Origin of the sequence: Rhodobium gokarnense, assembly GCF_025961475.1 — a bacterium.
Lineage (GTDB): Bacteria > Pseudomonadota > Alphaproteobacteria > Rhizobiales > Rhodobiaceae > Rhodobium > Rhodobium gokarnense.
The window spans coordinates 1-20,477 of sequence record NZ_JAOQNS010000011.1 but is presented as its reverse complement, the minus strand read 5'-3'; the positions used below and the strand labels follow the sequence as shown (position 1 = coordinate 20,477).

The following is a 20,477-nucleotide window of genomic DNA, read 5'->3' as shown; positions in this document are numbered from 1 at the left end:
GGAGGCCGGGGTGACGGCGGGGTTTTTGGCGGGTGAATGTGTCCCATGACGTAAGCATCGGGAGGCTCAGGCGCCGATCCAGAACCACTGGCTCGGAGCGCGTGGCCCTGGATTGCCGCGCTCGCTGCGCTCGCTCGCAATGACGGCCGGAACGTTATTTAAAACAGCCTGTTACGACCGTTTCTTCTTCTTGGACGCATAGGGGTTGTCGCCCTTCCTGAGCGTCAGGCGGACCGGGATGCCGGGCAGCTTGAAGGCGTCGCGCAGGCTGTTGACCATGTAGCGGGTGTAGGCGTCCGGAAGGGACTCCGGCCGCGAGCAGAAGGCGACGAAATGGGGCGGCCGGGCCTTGGCCTGCGTCATGTAGCGCAGGCGGATGCGGCGGCCGGAGACGGCCGGGGGCGGATGCTGGGCGGTGGCGATCTCCAGCCAGCGATTGAGCTTTGCCGTGGAAACGCGCCGGTTCCAGACCTCGTAGGCGTCGGCGACGGCCTTCATCAGCTTGTCGATGCCCTTTCCGGTCATGCCGGAGATCGGCACCAGCGGCACGCCGCGAAGCTGCGGCAGCAGCCGCTCGCATTCGGTGCGAAGCTCTTTCAGCACCGGCTGCGGCTCTTCCACCAGGTCCCACTTGTTGACGGCGATGACGACGGCGCGGCCCTCGCGGGCGACGAGGTCGGCGATGGACAGGTCCTGCTTCTCGAACGGCTTCATGGCGTCGAGCAGCAGGACCACGACCTCGGCAAAACGGATCGCCCTCAGCGCATCGGCGACGGAGAGCTTTTCCAGTTTCTCCTGCACCCGCGCCTTGCGGCGGATGCCGGCGGTGTCGAAAAGCTTGATGTTGCGGCCCTTCCAGCTCCAGTCGACGGAGATGGAATCGCGGGTGATGCCGGCCTCCGGACCGGTCAGCAGCCGCTCCTCGCCGATCATCTCGTTGATGAGGGTCGACTTGCCGGCGTTCGGGCGCCCGACGATGGCGACCCGGAGCGGCCTTTTCGGATCGATCGCCGGCTCGGTGCCCTCGTCGTCGTCGCTGACGTCGACCTCCACGACCGCTTCGTCGGCCTCCGTCGTGGCCGGCGCGGTGTCGATGCCGATGTTGCGGAAGGCCTCGTCGAGCGCGTCGAACAGATCGGCCATCCCCTCGCCGTGCTCCGCCGACAGCGCCACCGGCTCGCCATGGCCGAGGGAGAAGGCGTCGTAGAGCCCGGCCTCACCGGCCCGGCCCTCGGCCTTGTTGGCAACGAGGGTGACGGGCGTCTCGAAGCCGCGCAGGAACTGGGAGAAATGCTTGTCGAGCGGCGTGATGCCGGCGCGAGCGTCGATCATGAAGAGGACGAGGTCCGCGGCCTTCACCGCCTCCTCGGTCTGGGCGCGCATGCGGCCGGTCAGGCTGTCGGCATCGGACTCTTCCAGCCCCGCCGTGTCGACGACGGTGAAGGTGAGATCGCCGAGCCTTGCCCTGCCCTCGCGGCGGTCACGGGTCACGCCCGGGCGGTCGTCGACCAGAGCCAGGCGTTTTCCGACGAGCCGGTTGAAGAGCGTCGACTTGCCCACATTGGGCCGCCCGACGATAGCGACTGTGGCGACCATGATGCGGTCCCGGCCCTCCGGCTCTATCGGAACGCGGTCAGCGTGCCGTCGCCGGAAAGCACGAAGATCGTTCCGTTCGCCGCAATCGGCGAAATGTAGGTCGGCTCGCCGATATCGGTCGTGGCGGCGATGCTGCCGTTGGTGGCGTTGACGGCGACCAGCTTCTTGCCATTGGAGGCGAACCACAGCCGGCCACCGGCGAGGACAGGCCCGGCCCAGATCTTCAGGTCGTCCTTGTCGTCGCCGCGCGGCAGTTGCGTTGCCCAGATCAGCTTGCCGCTGGAGCGGTCGAGCGCCACGGCCCGGTCCTCAAGGTCGACGAGGAAGACCGCGTTGCCGGAGACCACCGGCGTGTGCACGCTGCCGACCCCCTGCTCCCAGATGCGCGAGCCGTCAGACAGGTTCAGCGCGACGATGCGCCCGGCAATGCCGGTCGTATAGACCGTGCCGCCGGCGATCACCGGGCTCGCCGAGACGTCGGAGAGGCCCGACATCGAATGGATGCGGTAGGACCGGGAGACGGCATCGGTCCATTTCGGCTCGCCCTTGGCGATCGACATCGCGATCACTTCGCCGGAGATCGAGGGGAAGATTGCGGTGTCGCCGGACACGGCCGGGCTCGCCGACGACAGCACGCCGCCGGTGTTGGGAATGCCGCGATAGGTCCACAGCTCCTCGCCGTCGGCCTGGTTGAGGGCGTAGAGCTGGTTGGTCTGGGTGACGACGAAGACCTTGCCGCCGACCGCCGCCGGGGCGCTGCGCGCCGGCGCGGCGAGCCCCGCCCGCCACAGCACCTGGCCGGAGCCGGCATCGAGGGCGACGACCTGGCCGAAGGCGGTGGCCGCATAGATACGGCCGGAATCGGCCGCCAGCCCGCCGCCGGCCGCGTTGTCGTCCTCGCCTTCCGGACGGACCGAGACGCTCCAGGCGCGGCCGCCGCCGGTCGACAGGGCCGTCACCTGGCCGTTGGGATCGTAGGTGAAGATGCGACCGCCATAGACGATGGGCCGCGCAGCAACGCGTAAGGATTCGCTCGTCAGTGAGCCGAAGCCGCTGACCAGGCCCTTCGAGCCGGCCTTGACCCGCCAGGCCCGGCCGCCGCCGCCGGCAACGGCGACGTTGCCCGGATTGTTGGCGGCATCGCCGCCCGACTGGGGCCACTGGGAGAGGTCACGCGCACCGCCGATCGAGGCGGTGCCGTTGGACACGTTCTTTACCGGGTCGGCCCCCTCGAACAGGGTGTGGCGCTCGCCGGGAAGGATTTCCTCCTTCTCGTGGAAGGGATTGAGGTCCTCCAGGCTGGAACAGCCGGCGACCGTGCCGAGCGCAAGGACGAGGGAGGCGGCGAGAAGGCCGCGACGGGTCGTTGATGCCATGCTTACTGATCCTTGCCGTCGGTGCCTTGTTGCGGGGTCGGGGGGCTGGCCGCATCGGCGCTCTCGTCGCCCGCCGCATTGTCGGTCGCCGGTGCGCTGTCAGCCGCCGGTGAACTCTCCGTAGATGGGGCGCTGTCCGCGGTCGCCGCGCCCGAGCGCGATCCGATCAGGCCGAGCATGATCTCGGCGCGCTGGCGCAGTTCCTGGGGCGCGGCGCGGTCGGCGACGATCTCCTCGAAATTCTCCTTCGCCGCGGCGACGTCGTCGGCCTTGTAGGCGGCAAGGCCGATGATCTCGCGGGCCGAATGGCGCCACGGCTCGCCGGTCGCGGCCATCGGCGCGAGATAGGTCTTGAGGTCGTCGTAGCTCGCCGTGTCGACCATCAGATAGCCGGCGCGGATGCGCGCGGCATCGCGCAGTGGCTTGGCCAGCGAGCTGTTGTCGGCGATCGCCCGGAATGAGGTGATCGCCTGCTCGATATTGTCGGTCTCGGCGGCGAGCGATGCGGCGCGCATCTCGGCAAGCGCGGCGTAGCCGGAGGGGGCGTCGGCGGCGATCCCGTTGAGGGCTTCCTCTGCCGTCGTCGCCTGGCCCTGATCGGCCGCTTCCAGCGCGGAGACGAAGCGGTCGCCCGCTTCTCGGGAGCGCGAGGCCTCCCAGGCCTCCCAGCCGCGATAGCCGGCAGTGCCGACGACGATGAGAACGGCGACGGCGACGACATAGAGGCCGTATTTGTCCCAAAGACGCTTGTAGTTTTCGTGGCGAAGCTCTTCATCAACTTCGCGAAAGATGTCGGACATATTCCTCCGCCCCGTGACCTGCCGGCCCGTGCACTCAAGAACCCGAAAAAGCGGCGCCACATTAGCCGGTTGACCGTTTTCTCGCAAACCGTCTTTGGCGCCGCGACGGGCGCCGCTATGGGCATCCCGGGCGCGCGCCCGAAACCGGCCGCAGATGCGGCACGACTGACGCATTGGCCGGCCTTTTGGACGAGAACAAGGCGGCGCGCAAGGCGCGGCGCCGAAGAATCCCCTTCCGCCATCGTTGCCGGGGAAGTGTTGCAGAAAGGCGGCGACCGGCCGCCGGTCGGCAGCTCCCGCCCGAAGCCCTAGAAGACGGGGACGCCGATCAGCCAGCTATGCGCCTTCATGACGAAGATGCCGTAGAGGACGAGGCCGCCGACGATGGCGATGATGTCGTTGCGCACCGGGCCGCCGGTGACGGTCACCAGTCCCGCCCGCTCGCGCCGCGCCAGCGAAATGCGGGCGATGACGCCCCAGGCAAGGAACGAGCCGAAGAGGACGACGGAGGCAAGGTCGCCATTGACCAGCAGATGGGCGAAGGCCCAGAGCTTGACCGCCAGCACCATCGGGTGGCGCACGGCCCTGGTGATGCGACCATGGGCGTAGGCGCTGATCAGAAGAATGAACACCGGCAGCATCAGGAGATGCACGAGGTGGCGCAGGAACAGCGGCGGGTCGTAGAGCACCGGCACGCCGGCGGCCCGCGCCTCGCCATAGCCCCAGACGATCAGCACCAAGCCGACAAGGGCGATGACCGCATGGACGGCGCGATAGCCGTTATCGCCCAGCGTTCCCGTCAGGCGGCCCTTCAGCGCCGGCATCGACGGCACCAGATGGACGCCCAGAAAGGCCACCAGGCCGATGATCAACATGGTCATGACTTCACCCCACCCCGCGAACAACACATGCGTCAAGCCGATAGCATTCCCGGTCGCGAAAAGCGACCCGGGCTGGGGCGATTTAGACGGCCCGCCGCCGAGCCCTGCCGCCAGCCCTTGCCGCGGGGCCGCGAACCGGCAAGGCTGGCAGCCATTCGTTCGAGACCAAAAGACGGCAGGGAGGACGCCATGGACGACGACAGGCTGGAGCACTTTCGCGCGCTCCTGATTGCCCGGCGCGACGAATTACAGGGCCTTTCCGATACCTCGGCTGAGAGCCGCGGCACGGTGGAACTCGACCAGCAGAGCGTCGGCCGGCTGTCGCGCATGGACGCCCTGCAGCACCAGGCGATGGCCGCGGCCAACGAGCGCCAGCGCGCCGCCGAGCTCTCGCGCATCGCTGCCGCGCTCGACCGGCTCGGCCGGGGCGACTACGGCTACTGTCTTTCCTGCGGCGAGGACATCGTGGAACGCCGGCTGGAGATCGACCCGTCGGCAACGCTCTGCGTCGACTGCGCCCGCAGCCGGGACCGGTGAGGTTTCCGGTCCCGCAAGGCGCTCCCGGATCCGCCCCGAGATCATCGGAAAAACCGATATCCGCCAGAGCGATTAACCCCGTTCTGCAACTGCCAAAGCCAAATCACGGACAGTTTATTGAAAGCCATTCTAAAATATGGCAATTCTTAGGCAGAGTGGCAGGTCTTGCGATTACCCCCAAGTAGTCGCGTCGGGTGGAGAAGTCTTATGAAGCGCATTCTGCTGACCGTTGTGTCCCTTTTGTTTCTCACGCTGACCCCGGGCATTTCCAGTGCCTCGGTCGTTGCCAGGATCGATCTTTCGCAGCAGAAAATGCGCGTCATCGTCAACGGTCGGCAGACCTATTCCTGGCCTGTCTCCACCGCGCGGCGCGGCTATCGCACGCCGACCGGCACCTACCGGCCGAAGGTGCTGAAGCGGATGCACTATTCGTCGAAGTACCACAATTCGCCGATGCCCCATTCGGTGTTCTTCCGCGGCGGCTATGCGATCCACGGTACCAACGCCATCCGCCGGCTCGGGCGCCCCGCCTCCCATGGCTGCGTGCGCCTGCACCCGGCCAATGCGCGCCGCCTCTACCAGCTCATTCGCCAGCACGGCATGCGCAACACCCAGATCGTCATCCGGCGCTAGATCATCCCCGATCGTCCGGACGAGAAAGACCGGCCACCCCATGCGGCCGGTCTTTACGTGCGGCCCCAGCGCCGGCAGCGGCTTGCTTAACCCGGCATTAACGCTGCACGAAAAACTGTCGGCAATCGCGGCCTTGATGCCGGCGCTGTTAATCCGCCGGACATGTGCCCTGCCCTAGAGTCTCCGCTATCCGGCGTTTGGAACGGGGGATCTTCGATGGGTGCTGCAGGCAGTTACGGCGACTTCATGCTGGCGATGCGGGAACGCGAATCCAGCAACAACTATTCGGCGGTCAACAGCTACGGCTATCTCGGCGCCTACCAGTTCGGCGAGGCGGCGCTGATCGACCTCGGCTATGTGTCCGCCGACGGCAACGCCTACAACAACGACTTTTCCGGCGGCTTCACCGGCAAGGACGGCATCGACAGCCGCGCCGAATTCCTCGCCACGCCCGCGGCACAGAACGCGGCCGCGCAGGAGTGGTTTTCGCTGCTGTGGGACCGGATCGAGTATTTCGGCCTCGACATCTATGCGGGCCAGACCCTCAACGGCGTCGCGCTGACCAAGAGCGGCATGATCGCCGCATCGCATTTGCTCGGCACCGGCGGGCTCAAGGACTTCATCGAATCCGGCGGCACCGACGTCGGCAGCGACGCCTACAATACCCGGCTCACCGAATATCTGGAGCATTTCGCCAACTACCAGACGCCGGGCTCGTTTACCGATGACCGCAACGAGGCCAACGACCTCGACGGCGGCAGCGGCTCCGACGTCCTCTTCGGCCGGGGCGGCAACGACACGCTCACCGGCGCAAAGGGCAACGACAAGCTCGGCGGCGGCACCGGGTCGGACGAGGCGCATGGCGGCCCGGGGAACGATACCCTGCTCGGCGGGCGCGGCGGCGACGCGCTGTACGGCGACGGCGGCCGCGACCAGTTGCTCGGCCATGTCGGCAGCGACACCCTCGACGGCGGGCGCCACGACGACACGCTGAAGGGCGGCAACGGCCGCGACTTCCTTCTCGGAGGCGGCGGCGACGATCTGCTCTCCGGAAACCGCCACAATGACCGGCTGCTCGGCGGCACCGGCGACGACCGGCTGTTCGGCGGCGGCGGCGACGACTGGCTCTGCGGCGGGCGCGGCAACGACCGCCTCGTCGGCGGCAGCGGCACTGACACAGCGGGCTATGGCGGCGATCCCGACCGCTACACCGTCACCGATCTTGGCGACGGCAATGCGCGGATCACCGACGATGTCGGCCATCTCGGCAGCGATCTCCTGATCGGCGTCGAACACGTCAATATCGGCGGCACCGTCTTCGACATCGAAGACCTTTTCTAGGACGCCGGAAAAACAGAACGCCGGGGCGGTCGGCCCCGGCGTCTGCTCCCTTATCTCAAGATTTCCGATTTGCCTCAGGCGGCGCGCCAGGCGATCTCCATCTCCTCGCGAAAGGCGAAGCGGACGAGATGGCGTTCCATGACGTCGGCGAGCCTGTCGGCTCCCTCCGCATCGGGCGCGACCACGTAAAGGGTGAGCGCCCGCTCGTCGGCGGCCATCGCACAGGTGCCGCCGGCAAAGGCGATCGACCCGGTGGTTTCGTCGAAGGTCACCGGCAGCTTGTGCCCGAAGTGCTTGGCGAGCTGCTGCAGGTAACGGCTCGCCCGCTCCGTCGCGATGTCGGCGACGCGGTGGACGCCGGGCACGCGGGCGGTCTCAGCGTTCTGTAAGGTTCCGGTCATTCCGCGTTCTCCACCTCGGATGCGGCCCGATCGATGGCGGCGGCCATCGCCTTTGCCGCTTCCGGATCGACCGGCCCTTCGCGCAGCCTCAGGCGCAGCGCGGTCTTCAGGTTTTCCATGGCGCGGACCACCGGCGCCGGAGCGCCGGCATGCCGGCCGCCATGGCCGTCGGCCGTGCGGGACATCAGGGCCTCGGCCGCGGCGCGGTTGGCGGTCAGGAACGCCGCGCCCTCTTCGGTGATGTGGTAGCGCTTGCGACCGCCCTCGGCCGCCTCGATGTCGGCGTAGCCCATGTCGTCGAGCCAGGCGAGCGTCGGGTAGATGACGCCCGGACTCGGCGAATAGCTGCCGGCGAAGCGCTCCTCGATGGCCTTGATCAGCTCGTAGCCGTGGCGCGGCGTCTCGTCGATCATGGCCAGCACCAGCAGCCGCAGCTCGCCATAGTCGAACAGCCGGCCGCGGCCGTTTCCGCGCCCGCCGCCGTGGCCTCGGCCATGGCCGTGTTCGTGGGCATGCTCGTGGGGCACGCAGCCCTCGTGTTGATGGTTCTGGGTGAAATGGCGGCCTCTGCCGCCGGAGTTTCGATGGTTTCTCATGGGTTCCGATATAAGTCCCGATATATCGTATGTCAAGATATATCGAGATATGTTCGGCGCTGTGCATCCAGCGGCGAGCAGAGAGCCCGGGAAACGTCGGGTTAGCCGCGCGCATTTGCGGAAAGGCTCCCGGCGGCACGCGCAACGGCACCCGCCTCCCGGGCGTCCAGGCCGAGGCGAGAAAAATTGCTTCTGAAGGAGATGGCCGAAAGCGACCTGTGCGACCCGCGCCGGGGGCCGCCTATTTGCCGAAGATCGCCGCGTAGCGTTCGGGCTTGAAGCCGAGTTCGATGGTGGCCTCCGTCTCAAGAACCGGGCGCTTGATCATCGACGGCTTTTCCAGCATCAGCGCGATGGCCTTTGCCTCATCGAGATCGGCCTTGGCCTCGTCGGGCAGCTTGCGGAAGGTCATGCCGGCACGGTTGAGGACCTTCTCCCAGCCCGCCGCCGCACACCAGCGCTGCAACGCCGCCTGTCCGGCGCCTTCCTTCTTGTAATCGTGGAAGACGTAATCGATATCGTTGGCGTCCAGCCAGTCGAACGCCTTCTTCATGGTGCTGCAGTTCTTGATACCGTAAATGGCGACGGACATGGCCCTCTCCCCGAAAAAGATCTTTGGTCTTCTTACGGTATCGGGCACCGATTCGGTATCGCTGCGGCTGCCGGTGGTGGCCGGACCCGAAATGTCACCCATGCCGGCGTCGATTTTTTGAAACAGTGCCGAATCGCGCGCCGCTATCCGGCCGGGAACGGCCTTGGAAACCCGTGGGCCGTTTCATTTCTGCAATTTGAAAAAGCAAAGTCCAGTCGACGCAACCCACAGAACAAGTGTTTAGTACGAGATTCGGTACAATAATAATCAGCTTCTTCTAATTTAATTCAAATTCGCAGGGTTTTTCCACATCGGACCGGCATGAACTACTTTTGATCTTTGCTTTTCCCGCATCGCGGTATATTGAGTGAAAAATTCCCGCGGTTTTTTCAGATTCCGCGGCACCGGGCCTTCCGGCCGGTGTTGTCCTGCGGTTGCCGCCCGGTGCGGTTGTCGCGGTCAAACCGCCGCCGGAAGCCGGTCAGGAATGCCGGCGTCCTCTCACCCCCCTTTGGCGCTGGCTTGCCGGCCGGGGGACCCCTCGGATTATTCTGAGGATTATCCCGGTCGGCACCCTTCCCTCCCGCGCTTCCTGTCCCTGCCCGCTGGCATGTCCGTCGATGTCGGCCGACCGGTTCGCTGCCGGTTCAACGGCGCGAGCTGTTGCTCTATCCTTTCGCGAAACATCCGCCGCGCCACCGGGCCTGCCGAAGGGAGCCTTTCTTGCACCAAACATCCCCCCGCCTCTCGCGTTTGATCGCCATCGGCGCCGCCACCTTTATGGGCCTCGCCTTCGCCGCGCCTCACGCGACGGCCGGCGCCTATGACGCCCAGTTCCGGAAGTTCCTGGAGCGTGAGATCGTTCCGGCCGCCCGCGCCGCGGGGGTCTCCAGCGGAACGCTCAGCCGCGAACTGTCCGGCCTTACCCCCGACACCTCGCTCCCGGGCCTCACGCGCCCCGGCGGCGGCGGGCCGCCCAAGGTCAACTACCAGGCCGAATTCCGCGCCCCGGCCCGCTACTTCTCCGACAATCGCTTCACGGCGCTCGTGCGCAGCGGCCGCTCGCTGATGGCCCGCCACAAGGGCACCCTCGATGCGGTGGAGCGCCGCTTCGGCGTGCCGCGGCGCATCGTGCTCGCCATCTGGGCGCGGGAATCCGGTTACGGCAGCGCCAGCATCCCGAAGGATGCGCTGAGGGTCGTTGCCACCCGCGCCTTCATGGGCCAGCGCCCGGATTTCTTCAAAAAGGAGACGGTGGCCGCTTTAAAGATCCTCGATGACGGGCATATCAGTCGCCGCGAGATGAGAAGCTCCTGGGGCGGCGCCCTCGGCCAGCCGCAGTTCCTCCCGACCAGCTTCCTGAAATACGCCGTCGACTTCGACGGCGACGGCAAGCGCGACATCTGGCGCTCGGCGCCCGACGTCCTTGCCTCCATCGCCAACTACCTGAAGGACCATGGCTGGGTGCCGGGCCGCGACTGGGGCTATGAGGTGACGGTTCCGGCGGACATTTCCTGCTCGCGCGAGGGACCCGACCGCGGCCAGCCGATCGCAAAGTGGGTGCGCGAGGGGATCAAGCGGGTCAAGGGCCGCGACTTTCCGGCTTTCGAACTGAAGCTGCCCGGCTACCTCCTGATGCCGGCCGGGCGCTTTGGGCCGGCCTTCATCGCCACCGACAATTTCTACGTCCTCAAGGAGTACAACGAATCCGACGTCTATGCCCTCTTCGTCGGCCATCTCGCCGACCGCTACGGCAACGATGTCGGCTTCGTCGGCAACTGGCACCCGATCCGCACCACCACCCGCGGCAAGGTCCGCCAGCTCCAGCTATCGATGGAAAAGGCCGGCCACGACGTCGGCGGCGCCGACGGGCTCATCGGTTTCAAGACACGGCGCTCGCTCGGCATCGTCCAGCAGCAGCGCGGCAAGGCGCCGACCTGCTGGCTGGACTGATTCGGCTCCCCCGAAACGCAAAAGGCGCGGCCACCACGAGGCGGGCCGCGCCTTTTTTCAATCGACCGTTCCGGCCGGATCAGCCGTTGGCGTCGCGCTCCTCGTGGGTGCGGGCAAGCGCCTTCTGCAGGTAGAGGTCGCGGTCATAGACGTCGAAATAATAGCCCATGTCGCCGCCCGCCTTCGGCCAGGCCGTGAAATAGGCCACATAGACCGGGATGTCGCCGCGCACGCTCTCGCTTTCGTTGACGCCCGGAGCGATGCGGCTCGACACATAGTCCTGCGACTTGCCGAGTACGGCGGCGGCCATCAGCCGCGGATGCTGCAAGCGGATGCAGCCATGGCTGAAGGCCCGGCGGTCATGCTTGAAGAGGCTCTTGGCCGGCGTGTCGTGCATGTAGATGTGGTGCTTGTTCGGGAACAGGATCTTGACCGCCCCGAGTGCGTTGCTGGAACCCGGCCGCTGGCGCACATTGATCGACTGGGACTGGGTCGCGACCGCGTACCAGTCGACCGAAGCCGACGATACCGCACGCCCGCCAACGGTGGAGACCTCGTAGCCGGCGCGGTCGAGATAGGACGGGTCCTTGTTCAGCTTCGGCACCATCTCGTTGACGATGATCGACAGCGGCACGCCCCAATAGGGGTTGTATTCCACCGTCTCGATCTTGTCGGTGAAGAAGCTGGTCTGGTTCGACTTCTTGCCGACGACGACGCGCATCGTCAGCGGGTCGCGGCCTTCCTCGCTGTAGGTGGCGGTGAAGGCGGCCTGGTTGATGAAGACGTGGCGGCGGCCGAAGGCCTCCGGCAGCCAGCGCAGACGCTCCATCGCCAGCTCGATCTTCTCGATCTTGGCCGCATTGCTGACGCCGACCAGCGAGCGCACGGTGCTCGGCCCGACGATGCCGTCGACCGTCAGCTTGCGCTCCTTCTGGTAGTCCTTGACGAGGGCGACGAGCTCCGGCGTGTAGTCCGGCCCGCCGTCATAGGCGGCGAGCGTCGCGGCGTGATTTTCGGCAAGCTCCTCGGAACCCTCAGCCTTGATCGCGGCGACGATGTTGGCGACTTCCTCGCTCGACTGACCCGGCTTCAGGAGCAGGGTCGGGTCGATCTCGACGCGCGTCGCCTCGTCGGCGGCACGAAGGGCGGCGAGCTTTTCGACCATCGCCCGGAACGTGTCGTTGTCCGGGTGGTGCGAGGCGATTGCCGTCGAGACGTCATCGCTTCCCTCGATGTCCGCAAGCGCGGCTTCAAGGTCGACTTTCTTGCGCGGCAGGTCGTGGTAGCCGGAGATGCGGTTGGGGTCGACCCGGCCGCGTTCGGCGTCCAGCACATAGAGCAGGACCTTGGAGGTCAGCGCGAATTCAAAGCGCAGCAACTCGCGCTCGCGCGCTTCTTCGTCGGCGTTTTCCGCAAGGTTCGGAAGCTCGACCGCATAGTCGTCCGGCAGCAGGCCGAAGCGGTCGGCCTTGGCCAGCGCCGCGAGCGCGGCCTCGGCCTTCTCGTTGACGCCGTCCGCGTCGACCCAGAGGAAATGCTCAGCCTCGGCGTAGTGCGCCTTCATGGCCTTGGCCACTTCCGGCAGCGTACGCAGCTTGAAGTCGGCAAGCAGCGGACGCGCGGCATCGAAGTCGGCCGGACGGACCGCTTCGGCGATCGCCGGGGACGCGGTCTCGACCGGTGCTGCGGTCACGGTCGAGCCGGTCGGTTCCGTATCGACGCCGTCGCTCCCGGTGGGGGTGGCATCGGCAACGGGGCCAGCCTGCGTTGCGGCCGGCTCAAGCTCGGCGGCGAGCGGCGTTTCGCCAGCGGCGTCCGCATCGGCAGCGGGACCGATTTCGGCCGCCGGATCGGCTTCCGCGACGGCCGCCGGCGCCGCGACGGTCTCGCCGGACGCGGCGTCGTCGCCCCTCAGAGCGGCGGCGGCGGCAAGGAGCGCGACACCCGGATCGCTCATGTCGACGGGCGCGGCATCGGCGGCCTCGGCCGCCGGCACGTCCTCGGAAATGGTGTCGGCAGCGTCCGCCTCGACGTCCGGCAGCGGCGCCGTTTCAACGCCATCCGCCGCACCGATGGTCTCGGTCGTCTCCGGCAAAGCGGCATCACCGGCGTCGTCAATCGCGGCTTCCGTCAGGTCCTCGGCATTCGCTTCCGGGGCGGCCATGTCCTCGGTCGGAACGGCCGATGCTTCCGTCTCGACGGGCGCGGACGTCTCGGGCGGGAGTGACAACGCTTCGTCGCCGGGGAGCGCCGGCGCGGCCGCCGGCCCTTCCGGCAGGGTCGCCAGCGGTGCCGGCGCGCGCTCCGGCACCTTCGTCAGTTCCGAAAAGGAAAAAAGCTGCTGGCTGTCCGGCTTGTAGGTGTAGTAGCGCGGCGAACTGATCCGCACCTTCACCTTCTTGCGCTCCGGCTCCGGCTTCTGTCGGTCTTCCTTGTAATATTTCGGGTTGAACAGGCGGTCGAGGAAGCTCTGGGCATGGACCGGCCCGCCGGGGACCATGGTGAAGATTCCAACCAGGAGCCCGGCCGTTCCGATGTTGCGCAGGACCGTCTTTGCCATCCGTCTGTCTGCCTCGATTCGTCTGATTTCCGCCGCCCACCAGCGAGCCGCAACTGTGTAAGGAATTCGTTTCTGAATGCAATAAGTTTGCAGGTTCGGGCGCGCTTGCCGCCGCACTGTCGTCCAATTGCATCACCAGGCGCCGGTCGCCGTTGACGGGCAAGCGAATCCCCTTGCCCGCGAATGCCCGCGAGCGATGCCCGAACACACCGTCTTTTCGGGCAATTCCCCGAGATCAGCGATTTTTTAACCGTTGCGGAACACATATAGAACGTGTATGTTTCGTTCGTGGTTTGTACCACGCTTTGGACCTTGCGGAGTTCGACCGATGCTGACGCCGAAACAGTACGAGCTGTTGATGTTCATTCACGAACGTTTGAAGGAATCCGGGGTCCCGCCGTCGTTCGACGAAATGAAGGAGGCGCTCGACCTTCGCTCCAAATCGGGCATCCACAGGCTGATCACGGCGCTGGAAGAACGCGGCTTCATCCGCCGGCTGCCCAACCGGGCGCGGGCGCTGGAAGTCATCAAGCTGCCGGAGTCGGTCGCCCCCAGTCTCGCTTCCAGCGGCCGCGGCAAAGGCTTTCATCCAAGCGTCATCGAGGGCTCGCTGGGTCGCGCGCCCGCCGCAGCCAAGCCGGCCGGCGACAGCGACGCCCGCTCGGTCACCATTCCCGTGATGGGCCGCATCGCCGCCGGCACCCCGATCGAGGCGATCCAGCACCGCACCCATTCCGTTCCGGTCCCGGCCGACCTTCTCGGGGCCGGGGAGCACTACGCGCTGGAAGTGCGAGGCGACTCCATGATCGAGGCCGGCATCCTGGACGGCGACACGGTGGTGATCCGGCGCGCCGACACGGCCAATAGCGGCGACATCATCGTCGCCCTCGTCGACGAGGAGGAAGCGACTCTGAAACGGCTGCGGCGCAAGGGCGCGTCCATTGCCCTGGAGGCCGCCAATCCGGCCTATGAAACCCGCATCTTCGGACCCGACCGGGTGCGCATCCAGGGCAGGCTCGTCGGCCTGTTCCGGAGCTACTGAGCTTCGGGCATCGGTCAGCGCCGCTCAGGTGGTGCCGGCGGATGCCAGGGACGGCGGAGTTTTGACAGTGCCGTCTCTATGCTGATGGGCGCGTCCCCGTCGCCGGTGAAGGTAATCGCGGTCGCGCCGGTGCGGGCAAGTGCAGCCCGGTCGAAGACGAGGGCGTGCCTGGCGCAGTCTTTCGGCGCCGCGAAGGACGCAATGATGATGTCCGCGGCGTGGCAGTCCTCGGCAAAGGCGAGGGACCGGCGCACCAAAGCGATGCGCCAGAATTGGCGGGCACGGTCCTTGGCGACGATGGCGGCAAGGTCGGTCACAGCGGACGGCGGCGGCCGGGCGGGGGCAGTCGTTTCCGGATGCTGCGGCGCCAAGTCCGAGCCGTTTGCGGTGGCTCTTTCCCCCGTGTCATTCGCCGCGAGGCTACCCTCTGGTGGGCCGGTGCCATTGGGGTATTGCCGTTCTGTTGCCTCCTGACCCCAATTCGACGCCGGTGCTCCGGATCGTTCTGCGGCTTCCTTTGTCGGCGGCCCCCTGCCCGAAATTCCGACCTGCCTCTCTGCCCCTTCCAGAACACAGCCGAGGTCGTCGCAGAGAACACCTGCGACGAGCGACGGATCGTCCACTGGGCGCGGATCGCCGTCGGCGCGCAGCCAGGTGCCGACCACAAAATCGTTCCTGGTATCCGGCGCGAAGCGGAGGGTTCCGCCGGGACCGCGGAGCGCCACCAGCCGGCCGTCGTCGGAAATGAGAAGGTGCGGAGTTGCGGCAAGGGGCGCCAGCGCCATCCCGAGGCCAATGCCGGCAAGGCCGAAGAGGCGGAGCCGGGTCTTCCAGAGCGCCAGCCAGAGAAGGCCGGCCGTTGCGGAAAGGACGGCGACGCCGGGCACCCGGCCGACGATCGATCCGGTTCCGGTGGCCGCCGCCACCCAATCGGCGATGCCGATGACCCGGTCGATGCCCCAGCCCATGGCCGGCAGGACGAGCGGGTCGAGCCCGAACGGGATGGCGATCAGCGACAGGACGCCGAGCGGCATCACCACGAAGGCGACCAGCGGCATGGCGGCGAGATTGGCGACGAGCCCGAGCGGCGCCAGCCTCTGGAAATGAAAGACGGCATAGGGTGCCGTCGCAAGGCCGGCGATCAGTGAGGTGAGCGCCAGCCCGCCGACATAAAAACCGAGGGTCTTTAACGCGAGGCCGGCGATCCCGCGCCGCTCGAAGGCAGTCGCATTGCGCCGTTCCGACAGGGTCTCGTAGGCGGCGATCAAGGCGACGACGGCGGCAAAGGACATCTGGAAGCTGGGCCCGACGACGACCTCCGGCGCCAAGACCATGACGATGAGCGCGGCGACGGCCACCGATCGCATGGTCAACGCCGGCCGTCCGGCAAGGATCGCGGCAAAGACGATCGCCGCCATGACGAAGGCGCGCTGGGTGGCGATTCCGGCCCCCGACAGGCCTAGATAAACGGCGCCGGCCCCAAGCGCCGTCAGGGCCGCCCATTGGCGCACCGGGTGGCGGAGCGCGATCCCGGGAAAGAGCGCCAGGAGCCCGCGCACCACGCCGAAAACGGTGCCGGCGACGAGCGCCATATGGAGGCCCGAGATGGCGAGGATGTGGGCGAGCCCCGCGGTCCGGAGCGCCTCGGTCGTCTCCTCCGAAATGCCGCGGCGCTGACCGACGATGAGCGCGCTGGCAACGGCCCCGGTATCGCCGGAAAGGACGTCGCGGATGCGGGCGGCGACCGCGCCGCGCGCACCGTTGAGGATTGCCCTCGCCTTCAGGTCCCAGGGCGGCGGGCCGAGCCCCGGCCCCGCCGGTTTCGGGGCGCCATAGGCAAAGCCGGTGGCGCCGATGCCTGCGAAATACTGCGCCCGTGCGAAATCGTAGCCGCCGGGGATCGGGGGCCCGCGCGGCGGGCGAAGGCGGCCGCGCACCGAGACGCCATCGCCGGCGCGCAGCCGAATGTCTCCGGTATGGCGGACCGACATCCGCACCCGGTCCGGCTGGTCGGGGCTGGAGACATCGGAAATCGAGGAGACCCGGATGAGGAGCCGCAGGCCGCCGCTTGCCTCCTCCGCCTCCTCCACCCAGCCGATGACCGTGGCGGTCATCTCCCGGTCGAGCCGGGGCGCGGCGACCAGCTCCGTGCGCGCCTTGGCGATGACGAGGCCGGCCGCCATGGCGGCAATGAGTGCGGCGATCGGAAACCCGAAAGGCCTTTCCCTGAGGCGGCGGGCGACGAGCACCGCGGCGAGAGCGAGGCCGGCGAGCGCAAAGAGCATCGGCTCGCGCGGCAGCGAGAAATAGATGCCAATGCCGACGGCCATGCCGACCGGCAGCCACAAGAACCCCCGGCCCGCCTCGATCTCATTCAGGAACCGTGCGCCGAGCCAGAGCCTTGCGACGTCCAACCGCGCCGCAATCCGGCCGCGCCAAAGGGGTCGGCCCGGCCCGCGATAACGGCCGAGTCTCCGCCGCCGCCGGACGTCTGCTGCGCCCCGGCCGGTCTTTTGCTCGTCCGTTTCTCCGCGTTCGTGCCGCTCCGACATCCCCGTCCGGCTCGTCTTCAGTCCGCGATCGGGCCATGCTACACCATCGCCGCCGGCGCAGAGCCGGATTCCCGTTGAACCGGCAAAGGCACGCAATTCATGGTTTCGCCCGTCATCACCCGCTTCGCCCCCTCGCCGACCGGCTTCCTGCATATCGGCGGCGCCCGCACGGCGCTCTTCAACTGGCTTTATGCCAAGGCGAATGGCGGCCGGATGCTGCTCAGGATCGAAGACACGGACCGCGAGCGCTCCACGGATGCGGCGGTCGCGGCGATCCTCGACGGTCTCACCTGGCTCGGCATCGACTGGGATGGCGAGGCGATCTCGCAATATGAGCGCGCCGACCGGCACCGGGAGGTCGCCGAGGCGCTGATCGCATCGGGCCATGCCTATCGCTGCTACACCACACCGGAAGAGCTGGCGGAAATGCGCGAGAAGGCCCGCGCCGAGGGCCGGCCGCCGCGCTATGACGGGCGCTGGCGCGACCGGGATGCGAGCGAGGCGCCGGCCGACGCGCCGTTCGTTGTGCGCATCAAGGCGCCGCTCGACGGCGACACGGTGGTCGAGGACCACGTCCAGGGCCGGGTGACCTTCCCGAACAAGGACCTCGACGATTTCGTCGTCCTGAGGTCGGACGGCTCGCCGACCTACATGCTCTCCGTCGTCGTCGACGACCACGACATGGAGATCACCCACATCATCCGCGGCGACGACCATTTGACCAATGCCGCGCGCCAGACACTGATCTACAGGGCGATGGGCTGGGACGTACCGGAATTCGCACACATCCCGCTGATCCACGGGCCGGACGGGGCGAAACTTTCCAAGCGCCACGGCGCGCTCGGCGTCGATGCCTATCGCGAGATGGGCTATCTGCCGGCGGCGATGCGCAACTATCTCGCCCGGCTCGGCTGGAGCCATGGCGACGACGAGATCTTCTCGACCGAGGAGATGGTCTCCTGGTTCGGACTGGAGGCCATCGGCAAGTCGCCGGCGCGGTTCGATTTCGCCAAGCTGGAAAACCTCAACGGCCACTACATGCGCACCACCGATGACGGCGACCTGCTGAACGCTATCGTCGATCTCCTCCCCCATCTGGAGGGCGGGCCGGCGCTCGCGGCAAAGCTCGACGAGGCGACGAAGGCGCAGTTGCTGGCGGCTATGCCCGGCCTCAAGGAGCGCGCAAAGACGCTCCTGGAACTCATTGACGGCTCCCAGTTCCTCTTCGCGGAGCGGCCGCTCGACCTCGACGACAAAGCAGCGAAAATCCTCTCCGACGAGGCCCGCGACGTGCTTGCCGGGCTGGTGCCGGAACTGGAAAGCGTCGAGCCGTGGAGCGCGGAGGGCTGCGAGGCGGTCGTGCGCGCCTTTGCCGAACGCGAAGAGCTGAAACTCGGCAAGGTCGCCCAGCCCTTGCGGGCGGCGCTGACGGGCCGCGGCACCTCGCCGGGCATCTTCGACGTGCTTGCCGTGCTCGGCAAGGAGGAGAGCCTTCTGCGCCTGCGAGATCAGGCGGCCTGAGACACCAAAACGCCACAAAACATCGCAGAAATCCGGGCACGCCCTTCAGTTTGTCTTTTTCGCATATGCGAAAGCACGGCGCCCCCGTGCTTGCGGCATTATGTCAAATCGGATACGCATTCCCGACAAGCTGTGCCCGCATGTGCGCGTCCGGCGACGGCCGGTTGGGGTTGACCGCCGACGCCATGCGCCCGACGGCCGGGTTTTTGACGAAGGGATTGTGTGAATGAACGAAAAACAAGCAAAACTTACGCTCGGCGAGAACGAGTATTCCCTGCCGATCCATGAGGGCTCGATCGGCCCGGATGTCATAGACATTACCAATCTCTACAAAGACACCCGTTGCTTCACCTACGACCCGGGCTTCACCTCCACCGGGGCCTGCTCCTCTGAGATCACCTATATCGACGGCGACGAGGGCACGCTGCTCTATCGCGGCTATCCGATCGAGCAGCTCGCCGACCAGGGCGATTTTTTGGAGGCCTGCTACCTGCTGCTCTACGGCGAACTGCCGACCTTCGCGCAGAAGGAGAACTTCGTCCACCGGATCACCTACCACACGATGATCCACGAGCAGATGTCGCGGTTCTTCTCCGGCTTCCGCCGCGACGCCCATCCGATGGCGGTCATGGTCGGCACGGTCGGCGCGCTTTCGGCCTTCTACCATGACTCGCTCGACATCGCCGATCCGCACCAGCGCATGGTCGCCTCGCTTCGGATGATCGCGAAGATGCCGACGATCGCGGCGATGGCCTACAAATATTCCATCGGCCAGCCCTTCATCTATCCGCGCAACGACCTCGATTACGCCGCCAACTTCCTGCACATGTGCTTTGCCGTCCCGTGCGAGGAGTACAAGGTCAATCCGGTGCTGGCGCGGGCGATGGACCGCATCTTCATCCTCCATGCCGACCACGAGCAGAACGCCTCGACCTCGACGGTGCGGCTCGCCGGCTCGTCGGGCGCCAACCCGTTCGCCTGCATCGCGGCCGGCATTGCGTGCCTGTGGGGCCCGGCCCATGGCGGCGCCAACGAGGCGGCGCTCAACATGCTGGCCGAGATCGGCTCGGTCGACCGCATTCCGGAATACATCAAGCGGGCCAAGGACAAGAACGATCCGTTCCGCCTGATGGGCTTCGGCCACCGGGTCTACAAGAACTACGACCCGCGCGCCCGGATCATGCAGAAGACCACCCACGAGGTGCTGGGCGAGCTCGGCGTCAAGGACGATCCGCTGCTGGAAGTCGCCATGGAGCTGGAAAAGATCGCCCTCAGCGACGAGTATTTCGTCTCCAAGAAGCTCTACCCGAACATCGACTTCTATTCCGGCATCACGCTCCGCGCGCTCGGCTTCCCGACCACCATGTTCACGGTGCTCTTTGCGCTCGCCCGGACCGTCGGCTGGATCGCCCAGTGGAAGGAGATGGTCGAGGATCCGTCCCAGAAGATCGGCCGGCCGCGCCAGCTCTACACCGGCGCCCCGAAGCGCGACTACGTGTCGATCTCGCAGCGGCGCTAGCGGCCCCTGCAACACGGCAGACAGAGAGACCCCGCCGGAGCGATCCGGCGGGGTTTTTGCGCTCACTCGCAGCGCATGTCGACGTCGGCGATTGGCAACAAGGGCCCTATGGATTGCCGCGTCGGCCTGACGGCCTCCTCGCAATTGTCTGTTTGAAGTTGGTTAGGATTGTTGTGTCGCCGCAGATGGCGATGCCGGGTCCGGGGCGGCCGCTCCGGACCCGGCGCGGATGGGCCGGCCGTCTCGCAATCGGGTGAAGACACCCGCCGTCATCCGGGTCGCCCGTCCGCTTTCCGCAATCGCTTGATGTGTTGCCAGGGTTTAACGCCCGCAGACAATCGCAAGCACGACGGAGCATAATCCCGATGGCCAACCAATCCAACGACCTGCGCGTCCTTGGCTGCGATGTCGGCAAGGACAGCATCATCCTGTTCGATACCCTGAGCGGCCGGACGCGCTGCCTCGACAACACCCCCAAAGCGTTGCGCCGGGCCCTTGCCGAGGTGATGCCGGACCCGGCCGGAGCGCTTCTGGTCTGCGAGGCGACGGGCGGCCACGAGGCAGCGCTTCTGGCCGC

16 protein-coding genes and 1 pseudogene are annotated in these 20,477 nt (G+C 66.9%); 8 read left to right on the top strand and 9 right to left on the bottom strand.

All coding sequences use genetic code 11. From position 1 onward, the window contains the following. Positions 1–171 precede the first annotated feature (171 nt). The 4 genes from der to M2319_RS17380 all read right to left on the bottom strand — a co-directional run bounded on the left by der (position 172) and on the right by M2319_RS17380 (position 4,653). Positions 172–1,596 (bottom strand): ribosome biogenesis GTPase Der, encoded by a 1,425-nt coding sequence (der, locus tag M2319_RS17395; protein WP_264602737.1) that lies wholly within the window; start codon positions 1,594–1,596, stop codon positions 172–174. 23 nt (positions 1,597–1,619) lie between these two features. Next, entirely contained in the window at positions 1,620–2,972 is a 1,353-nt protein-coding gene (locus tag M2319_RS17390; protein WP_264602736.1) for an outer membrane protein assembly factor BamB family protein, read from the bottom strand. Positions 2,973–2,974: 2 nt separating this feature from the next. After that, the gene (locus tag M2319_RS17385; protein WP_264602735.1) at positions 2,975–3,772 is read right to left on the bottom strand and encodes a tetratricopeptide repeat protein; all 798 of its coding nucleotides are present in this window, start codon (positions 3,770–3,772) and stop codon (positions 2,975–2,977) included. Between the two features lie 308 nt (positions 3,773–4,080). Further along, positions 4,081–4,653: an NnrU family protein gene (locus M2319_RS17380; RefSeq protein ID WP_264602734.1), complete on the bottom strand. Its 573-nt coding sequence runs from the start codon at positions 4,651–4,653 to the stop codon at positions 4,081–4,083. A gap of 189 nt (positions 4,654–4,842) precedes the next feature. On the opposite strand from M2319_RS17380, the gene M2319_RS17375 reads away from it, so the two are divergent. From M2319_RS17375 to M2319_RS17365, 3 genes are all read left to right on the top strand, one after another. Continuing rightward, on the top strand, positions 4,843–5,190 hold the full coding sequence (locus tag M2319_RS17375; RefSeq protein ID WP_264602733.1) for a TraR/DksA family transcriptional regulator: 348 nt from the start codon (positions 4,843–4,845) through the stop codon (positions 5,188–5,190). Between the two features lie 207 nt (positions 5,191–5,397). Continuing rightward, a complete protein-coding gene (locus tag M2319_RS17370) occupies positions 5,398–5,823 on the top strand; it encodes a L,D-transpeptidase (RefSeq protein WP_264602732.1) in 426 nt (141 codons plus the stop codon). A 216-nt stretch (positions 5,824–6,039) separates the two neighbouring features. Then, positions 6,040–7,164: a calcium-binding protein gene (locus M2319_RS17365; protein ID WP_264602731.1), complete on the top strand. Its 1,125-nt coding sequence runs from the start codon at positions 6,040–6,042 to the stop codon at positions 7,162–7,164. 74 nt (positions 7,165–7,238) lie between these two features. Here the strand turns inward: M2319_RS17365 and M2319_RS17360 are convergent, their stop codons facing one another. The 3 genes from M2319_RS17360 to M2319_RS17350 form a co-directional block, all read right to left on the bottom strand. Beyond that, a complete protein-coding gene (locus tag M2319_RS17360) occupies positions 7,239–7,565 on the bottom strand; it encodes a DUF2218 domain-containing protein (RefSeq protein WP_264602730.1) in 327 nt (108 codons plus the stop codon). Further along, positions 7,562–8,161: a PadR family transcriptional regulator gene (locus tag M2319_RS17355; protein ID WP_264602729.1), complete on the bottom strand. Its 600-nt coding sequence runs from the start codon at positions 8,159–8,161 to the stop codon at positions 7,562–7,564. Before M2319_RS17355 ends, M2319_RS17360 begins: the two co-directional genes overlap by 4 nt. A 241-nt stretch (positions 8,162–8,402) precedes the next feature. Further along, a complete protein-coding gene (locus M2319_RS17350) occupies positions 8,403–8,753 on the bottom strand; it encodes an arsenate reductase (RefSeq protein WP_264602728.1) in 351 nt (116 codons plus the stop codon). Positions 8,754–9,533: 780 nt separating this feature from the next. On the opposite strand from M2319_RS17350, the gene M2319_RS17345 reads away from it, so the two are divergent. After that, the gene (locus M2319_RS17345; RefSeq protein ID WP_264602894.1) at positions 9,534–10,706 is read left to right on the top strand and encodes a lytic murein transglycosylase; all 1,173 of its coding nucleotides are present in this window, start codon (positions 9,534–9,536) and stop codon (positions 10,704–10,706) included. Positions 10,707–10,785: 79 nt separating this feature from the next. On the opposite strand, the gene M2319_RS17340 is transcribed toward M2319_RS17345, so the two are convergent. After that, positions 10,786–13,266 (bottom strand): L,D-transpeptidase family protein, encoded by a 2,481-nt coding sequence (locus M2319_RS17340; protein ID WP_264602727.1) that lies wholly within the window; start codon positions 13,264–13,266, stop codon positions 10,786–10,788. Positions 13,267–13,594: 328 nt separating this feature from the next. Between M2319_RS17340 and lexA the strand changes: the two genes are divergently transcribed. After that, positions 13,595–14,308 (top strand): transcriptional repressor LexA, encoded by a 714-nt coding sequence (gene lexA, locus M2319_RS17335; RefSeq protein WP_264602726.1) that lies wholly within the window; start codon positions 13,595–13,597, stop codon positions 14,306–14,308. A 14-nt stretch (positions 14,309–14,322) separates the two neighbouring features. Here the strand turns inward: lexA and M2319_RS17330 are convergent, their stop codons facing one another. After that, positions 14,323–16,722, bottom strand: a complete 2,400-nt coding sequence (locus tag M2319_RS17330) for a ComEC/Rec2 family competence protein (protein WP_264602725.1) — start codon at positions 16,720–16,722, stop codon at positions 14,323–14,325. A gap of 237 nt (positions 16,723–16,959) precedes the next feature. On the opposite strand from M2319_RS17330, the gene gltX reads away from it, so the two are divergent. The 3 genes and pseudogenes from gltX to M2319_RS17315 form a co-directional block, all read left to right on the top strand. Beyond that, entirely contained in the window at positions 16,960–18,381 is a 1,422-nt protein-coding gene (gltX, locus tag M2319_RS17325; RefSeq protein WP_264602724.1) for a glutamate--tRNA ligase, read from the top strand. Positions 18,382–18,607: 226 nt separating this feature from the next. Next, the gene (gene gltA / locus M2319_RS17320) at positions 18,608–19,900 is read left to right on the top strand and encodes a citrate synthase (RefSeq protein WP_264602723.1); all 1,293 of its coding nucleotides are present in this window, start codon (positions 18,608–18,610) and stop codon (positions 19,898–19,900) included. A 365-nt stretch (positions 19,901–20,265) separates the two neighbouring features. After that, positions 20,266–20,477: pseudogene (locus tag M2319_RS17315) on the top strand (IS110 family transposase); the annotation flags it as partial.